The 6,699-nt window shown below is 69.7% G+C and carries 5 protein-coding genes and 1 pseudogene; 2 read left to right on the top strand and 4 right to left on the bottom strand.

Annotation, left to right across the window (positions count from 1 at the left end; genetic code table 11):
* Positions 1 to 401, bottom strand: a 401-nt coding sequence (locus OKJ99_RS07030; RefSeq protein WP_326014919.1) for a PHP domain-containing protein, incomplete at its 3' end; no start/stop codon positions are given.
* 187 nt (positions 402 to 588) lie between these two features.
* Between OKJ99_RS07030 and OKJ99_RS07035 the strand changes: the two genes are divergently transcribed.
* Together OKJ99_RS07035 and OKJ99_RS07040 are read left to right on the top strand one after the other, a co-directional pair.
* The gene (locus tag OKJ99_RS07035; RefSeq protein WP_326014921.1) at positions 589 to 1,641 is read left to right on the top strand and encodes a DUF3533 domain-containing protein; all 1,053 of its coding nucleotides are present in this window, start codon (positions 589 to 591) and stop codon (positions 1,639 to 1,641) included.
* Positions 1,638 to 2,291, top strand: a complete 654-nt coding sequence (locus tag OKJ99_RS07040; protein WP_326014922.1) for an acetate uptake transporter — start codon at positions 1,638 to 1,640, stop codon at positions 2,289 to 2,291. The genes OKJ99_RS07035 and OKJ99_RS07040 overlap by 4 nt, the downstream gene beginning before the upstream one ends.
* A gap of 42 nt (positions 2,292 to 2,333) precedes the next feature.
* Here OKJ99_RS07040 and adhE read toward each other — a convergent pair whose 3' ends face one another.
* The 3 genes and pseudogenes from adhE to OKJ99_RS07055 form a co-directional block, all read right to left on the bottom strand.
* Positions 2,334 to 4,949, bottom strand: coding sequence for a bifunctional acetaldehyde-CoA/alcohol dehydrogenase (gene adhE, locus OKJ99_RS07045; RefSeq protein WP_407700658.1), 2,616 nt, complete (start codon positions 4,947 to 4,949; stop codon positions 2,334 to 2,336).
* Between the two features lie 170 nt (positions 4,950 to 5,119).
* Positions 5,120 to 6,202 carry a S1 family peptidase gene (locus tag OKJ99_RS07050; protein WP_326014923.1) on the bottom strand — a complete coding sequence of 361 codons (1,083 nt, stop codon included), beginning with the start codon at positions 6,200 to 6,202 and terminating at the stop codon, positions 5,120 to 5,122.
* A 230-nt stretch (positions 6,203 to 6,432) separates the two neighbouring features.
* Positions 6,433 to 6,699: pseudogene (locus tag OKJ99_RS07055) on the bottom strand (slipin family protein); the annotation flags it as partial.

A 6,699-nucleotide genomic window follows, 5' to 3' on the forward strand; every position in this document is an offset into this window, starting at 1 on the left:
CGGCTCTCCCCCGCGGCGGTGTCCCGGTGTGCCGCGGTGACGAGCCGGCACAGTTCGGCCCAGCCGTCCGCGCCGCCCTGGGCGAGGAACGCCACGCGCTGCGCCGACTCGTCGACGAACGCGCCGCCTCTGGCCGGTGCGCGCCGCCGTTCGTTGCGCTCGGCTCCCGCGGCCGTCTCAGGGGGCGCGGCCACGGCGAGGTCCACCCCGAACAGTGGCCGGATGCCGACCCGGCCCGCGGCCTTGGCGAAGCGGACGGCGCCGCCGAGGGTGTCCCGGTCGGTCAGGGCGAGGGCGTCGAGGCCGCGCTCGGCGGCGCGCTCGGCGAGCGCGTCCGGGTGCGAGGCCCCGTACCGCAGGGAGAAGCCTGAGGCGGTGTGCAGATGCGTAAAGCCCCGCATCCGAACCACCTCGCCACTACTCCCCCCTCTGTACGACCTGCCACACCAGCCTCATCAGGGCCGATGACCTCACCGTAAACCATGTTCGAATATTTGTGCGAGTCGAAACGGTCACCCGGAAACCAGCCACCCACCCGTTCGGCCCTCCCCGACTGCATGAGCCGGGGCCGCCCCCGAGCGTTGAGGCATGAAGTTCGCCGAAGAGTTCAAGAACGCCGTCACACCGAGAGCCGCGCTCCTTGTCATCGGTGTCCTGGCTCTCCAGCTCCTTTTCATCACCTCGTACGTGGGGGCGCTGCACAATCCGAAGCCGAAGGACGTCGCGTTCGGCGTCGTCGCGCCGCAGCCCGCGGCGGCGAAGCAGCTCGCGCAGCAGCTGGACAAGTTGCAGGGGTCCCCGCTCGACACGCGGGTGGTCAAGGACGCGAAGACCGCGCGCGAGCAGGTCCTGAACCGAGAGATCGACGGCGCCCTGGTGTTCCACGCGAAGGGCGCGCAGGACACCCTCTACGTCGCGTCGGGCGGCGGCACCGTCCTGGCGTCCGCGCTGGAGGGGCTGGCCACCACGATCGACGCCCAGCAGCAGCGCACGGTGAAGACCGTCGACGTGGCGCCGGCGTCGGTGCAGGACTTCGACGGCCTCTCGGCCTTCTACCTGGTCGTCGGCTGGTGCGTCGGCGGCTATCTGTGCGCCTCGATCATGTCGATCAGCGCCGGGTCCAAGCCGGCGAGCCCGCAGCGCGCCGCCATCCGGCTCGGCTCGCTCGCGGTCTTCGCGGTCGTGGGCGGAATCGGCGGCTCACTGATCATCGGCGACTCGATCCTGGGCGCGCTGCCAGGGTCCTTCTGGGGTCTGGCCGGGCTCGGCGCCCTGATCACCCTCGCGGTCGGCGCGATCACGCTCGCCCTGGAGGAACTCACCGGTGTCGTCGGCATCGGTCTCGCGGTCCTGCTGATCGTCATCGCGGGCAACCCGAGCGCGGGCGGCGCCTTCCCGCTGCCGATGCTGCCGCCGTTCTGGCAGGCGATCGGCCCCTGGCTGCCGCCGGGCGCGGGCACCTGGGCGGCCCGATCCATCGCCTACTTCAAGGGCAACGACCTCACCCAGTCCCTGCTGGTCCTGTCCGCGTGGGCGGTGGTGGGCATCGTCGCGACGCTGCTCGTGTCGGGCCTGCGCGAGAAGCGGCGGGGCGCGAAGGCCGGGCCCGCCACCGAGCCGGCCGCGGAGCCCGCCGCGTGAACTTTCCGCACCGTTCGGGCCCGGCCGCCCAGGCCAGTTCCGTCAAGCGGATGGAGCCGACGGCGCAGGCCCAGCTCGGTCCGCTCGGCCTCACCGGCTTCATCGTCGTCACGATGATCGCCACCGGTATCGACGCGGGCATCTTCCCCGAGAAGCTGGCGGCGGGCGACGTCCCCACCGTCGGCTTCCTCATCGGCGGCCTCGCCCAGCTGCTCGCGGGCCTCTTCCAGGCCCAGCGGGGCGACACCTGGCACGCCACCGTGTTCGGCGGCTTCGGCCTGTTCTGGATGGCGAAGGCCCTGATGCTGCAGTGGGTCCTGCCCTCGCTCGACCCCTCGCTGCACGGCGACACGATGGGCCTGTTCACCCTCCCCTGGGTGTTCGTGGTCTTCGTGCTGTGGCTGGCGAGCTGGCGCATCCACCTGGTGCTGCTGCTCACGTTCAGCTGTGTGCTCGTCGTCTTCGTCGCGATGACCTGCAACGGCTTCACGGGCCTCGTCGGCTGGAACCGGGTCGCGGGCTGGTCCGGGCTCGCCGCGACGGCCGGGGCGCTGTATCTGCTGGCCGGGCAGCTGATGGCGTCGACGTGGGGGCGGCCGGTCCTCCCGATGGGACGGTTCCTGGCGCCGCAGGAGCCCGTCGAGTCGTGACGGTCGCACGACCCGGCGGGCTCAACTGCTCGGCGTAGGGCCCTACTTGGTCCCGTAGTACGCCTGCCGCATCAACCGCTTCATGTCGTCGATCATCGGCATCCGCGGGTTGGCGGGCGCGCACTGGTCGGCGTAGGCGTTCATGGCCTGCTGCGGCAGGGCCTCCATGAACTCCCGCTCGTCGACGCCCTCTTCACGGAACGACGCCGGGATCCCGCACCGCTCGCGCAGCTCCTCGACGGCCCTGGCGTACGACTCCACGCCCTCTTCGGGGGTCGCCGCCGGCAGACCCAGCATCTTCGCGATGTCCTGGAGCCGCTCGGGCGCCTTGTACGTCTCGGCCTTCGGCCACGGCGTCGCCTTGTACGAGACGGTGCCGTTGTGCCGGATGACGTGCGGAAGGAGCAGCGCGTTGGTGCGGCCGTGCGCGACGTGGAAGGTGTTGCCGAGGGTGTGCGCCATCGCGTGGACGAGGCCGAGGAAGGCGTTGGCGAAGGCCATGCCCGCGATGGTGGACGCGTTGTGCATCTTCTCGCGCGCCTCGGGGGCCCTGGCGCCGTCCTTCACGCATGCTTCCAGGTTCTCGAAGATGAGCCTGATGGCCTGCAGGCACTGGCCGTCGGTGAAGTCGTTCGCGTAGACGGAGACGTACGCCTCGGTGGCGTGGGTCAGCGCGTCGAAGCCGGAGTCGGCGGTGACGGTCGGCGGCAGGTTCATCGGCAGCATCGGGTCGATGATCGCGACGTTCGGGGTGAGCGCGTAGTCGGCGAGGGGGTACTTCTGGGCGGCGGCCGGGTCGGAGATGACCGCGAAGGGGGTGACCTCGGAGCCCGTGCCCGAGGTGGTCGGGACGGCGACGAGCTTCGCCTTCTCCCCCAACTGCGGGAACGTGTAGGCCCTCTTGCGGATGTCGAAGAACTTCTCCTTCGTGTCCGCGAACTCGATCTCCGGGTGCTCGTACATCAGCCACATGATCTTCGCGGCGTCCATCGGCGAACCACCGCCGAGCGCGACGATCGTGTCCGGCCGGAAGTCCCGCATGGCGGCGGCGCCCGCCTGCACGGTGGCCAGCTCCGGGTTCGGCTCGACGTTGTCGATGACCTGCAACGTCACAGCTGTGGGGCGGGAGTTGAGGATGTCGGTGATCTTCTGGACGAAGCCGATGGCGCCCATGGTCTTGTCGGTGACGACGGTGACCCGGTGCACGTCGTCCATCTCGGCGAGGTACTTGATGGCGTTGCGCTCGAAGTAGATCTTCGGCGGGATCTTGTACCACTGCATGTTGGTGTTGCGCCGCCCGATCCGCTTGATGTTGACGAGGTTGACCGCGGAGACGTTGTTGGAGACGGAGTTGTGGCCGTAGGAGCCGCAGCCGAGGGTCAGCGACGGGAGGAAGGCGTTGTAGACGTCGCCGATGCCACCGAACGTGGAGGGCGAGTTGACGATGACGCGGACCGCCTTGACGCGGCGGCCGAACTCCTCGGCCAGTTCGGGGGATTCGGTGTGGATGGCGGCGGAGTGCCCGAGCCCGTTGAACTCGACCATCCGCGCGGCGAGTTCGAGCCCGTGCCCGGTGTCGCGAGCCTTGAGGGCGGCGAGGACCGGGGAGAGCTTCTCGCGGGTGAGCGGCTCGCTCGGGCCGACCTCCGCGCACTCGGCGACGAGGATCGAGGTGTCCTCGGGGACCTCGAAACCCGCCTGCTCGGCGATCCAGGCGGCGGACCTGCCCACCACGGCCGCGTTCAGCTTGGCGCCCGAGCAGTCGCCGCCGAAGGCGGTGGCGCCGAAGACGAACTCCTCCAGCTTGGCCTTCTCTGCGGCCGTCACCACGTGCGCGTTGAGCCGCTGAAGTTCGGCGATGCCGTCCTCGTAGATCTCCTGGTCGAGGATCACGGCCTGCTCGGAGGCGCAGATCATGCCGTTGTCGAAGGCCTTGGAGAGCACGATGTCATGGATGGCGCGGCCCAGCTTGGCGTCCTTCGCGACGTACGCGGGTACGTTGCCCGCGCCGACGCCGAGGGCGGGCTTTCCGCACGAGTAGGCGGCCTTGACCATGGCGTTGCCGCCGGTGGCGAGGATCGTGGAGACGCCCTCGTGGTTCATCAGGAGGCCCGTCGCCGCCATCGACGGCTCCTCGATCCACTGCACGCAGTGCGCGGGGGCGCCGGCCTCGACGGCGGCGTCGCGCACGATGCGGGCGGCCTCGGCGGAGCACTTCTGGGCGCTGGGGTGGAAGGCGAAGACGATCGGGTTGCGGGTCTTCAGGGCGATCAGCGCCTTGAAGGTCGTGGTCGACGTGGGGTTGGTGACGGGGGTCATCGCGCAGATGACGCCGACCGGTTCGGCGATCTCGGTGATGCCGTTGATCTCGTCGCGGGAGACGACCCCGGCCGTCTTCAGACCGCGCATCGAGTTCATGACGTGCTCGCAGGCGAAGAGGTTCTTGACCGCCTTGTCCTCGAACAGGCCCCGGCCGGTCTCCTCGACGGCGGCCTTCGCCAGGTCCCCGTGGTGGCCGAGCGCCGCGAGCGACGCCTTCTTGACGATGTGGTCGACCTGTTCCTGGTCGTACGTCTCGAACGTCGCGAGCGCTTCACGCGCTCCAGCGACCAGTTCGTCGACTGTCCCGTCGACATCCACGGCATCCACGGCATCCACGGCAGGCTCCCTCTATATCGCCTTTTCGCTGATGCCTCAATCCCACACCTCTGCGCTCCTCCGTGGGGTCGCAGAACGACCTTGACCTGCGGGACCAAGGTCCCGCGCCACCCCAAGGCAAAGGCCCCGCCCCCGGTCTCCCGGGGGCGGGGCCCAAAGGCGTCAGCCGGTCAGCCGATTTCCGTGCCCGTGGCGGAGAGCGCCTCGGTCACCGGCTGGAAGAAGGTCTCGCCGCCGGACGTGCAGTCGCCGCTGCCGCCGGAGGTGAGGCCGACCGCCGAGTCGCCGGAGAAGAGCGAACCGCCGCTGTCACCGGGCTCGGCGCAGACATCGGTCTGGATGAGACCGTTGACGATGTCGCCGTTGCCGTAGTTCACGGTGGCGTCCAGGCCGGTCACCGTGCCGTCGTGCACCTGCGTGGTGGAGCCGGAGCGGGTCACCTTCATGCCCGCGGTCGCCTCCGCCGCCTTGGTGATCTGCTGCGCGGAGCCGTTGTAGAGGTTGACCTCGCTGGGGTGGTCGACGCCGGCCGCGTACTTCACGAGGCCGAAGTCATTGTCCGGGAACTGGGAGTCGGCGTTCGTGCCGATCTCCTGGCCGCTGGAGTCCGTCCAGGTGGAGATCGACTCGGTGCAGTGGCCCGCCGTGAGGAAGAACGGCTCGCCGCCCTTGGTCACGTTGAAGCCGAGGGAACAGCGGCCGCCGCCCCCGGTGATGGCGTCGCCGCCCGCGACGAACGGCTTGAACTCGCCCTGACTGCGCTTGAGTTCGGTCATGCCGCCGAGCTTCTCGACGACCCCGGTGAGCTGGTTCCAGTCGGCGCCCTTGACCGTGCGGTCGGCGGTGACGACGACCTTGTTGGTGGCGGGGTCGACGGCCCAGGACGTGCCCGGGATGGTGGCGTCCTGCTTCAGGGTCGTCCGTGCGCCCTTCAGCTCGGCGAGGGAGTTCTGGACGACTCTGGCCTTCGCGCCGGCGGCCTGCGCCGTCTGCGCGGCGTCGTCGTTCAGGACATTGACGACGAGCTGCTTGGTCTTGGCGTCGTAGTAGCTGCCCGCCGAGTTCGCGCCCAGGTCCTTGGTCAGACTGGAGGCGAGAGTTCCGGCCTTGGCGATCGAGAGCTTCTGGGGCACCAGGTCGGGAGCGTCGGTGCTGGCGTTCGCGGTCTGGAAGGTGATGCCCGCTGCGGCCAGGGCGAAGATTCCCGCTCCAACCACGGCGGCACGCCGCTTGGGTATGCGTCGGTGCTTCAACTCACGTCCTCCTGTGGGGGGTTGGGATACCGGTCCGAGTGGGGCCGGACCGGATCCGTGAGGCTGACTGGGCCACTATCCCGACCGTCACAGGGGGCACACAAGGTCGACTTCCGGACCCGCGTTCGTCAAACGCCGTACGCCCTTCACTACTTGGTTGCGCCCCCGCACCGCACGTCGATCCCCACTGCAAACACACCGCGCACCCACGGGTGGGCGGAGGGTGAGGTCTAGTCCTGTCCGGATTTCGCCCCTGCTTGCCCGCCGTTCACCGTGGGATCGGGGACACCTGACGCGTCCTTACCCTCGAACGCGGGCGCGGGCGCCGGTGTCTCGGCCGGCCCCGGAAGCGCCCCCTCGGCGAGTTGTGTGACGGCGGCCCGCGCCGCGTGCTCCGCGTCTCCGGGCGTGGCCCGCTCAAGGAAGCGCAGCAGCTCGACCGGGAAGGGCAGCACCAGCGTGGAGTTCTTCTCGGCCGCGACCGCCACCACGGTCTG

The sequence above is a fragment of the Streptomyces endophyticus genome (assembly GCF_035798155.1).
Lineage (GTDB): Bacteria > Actinomycetota > Actinomycetes > Streptomycetales > Streptomycetaceae > Streptomyces > Streptomyces endophyticus.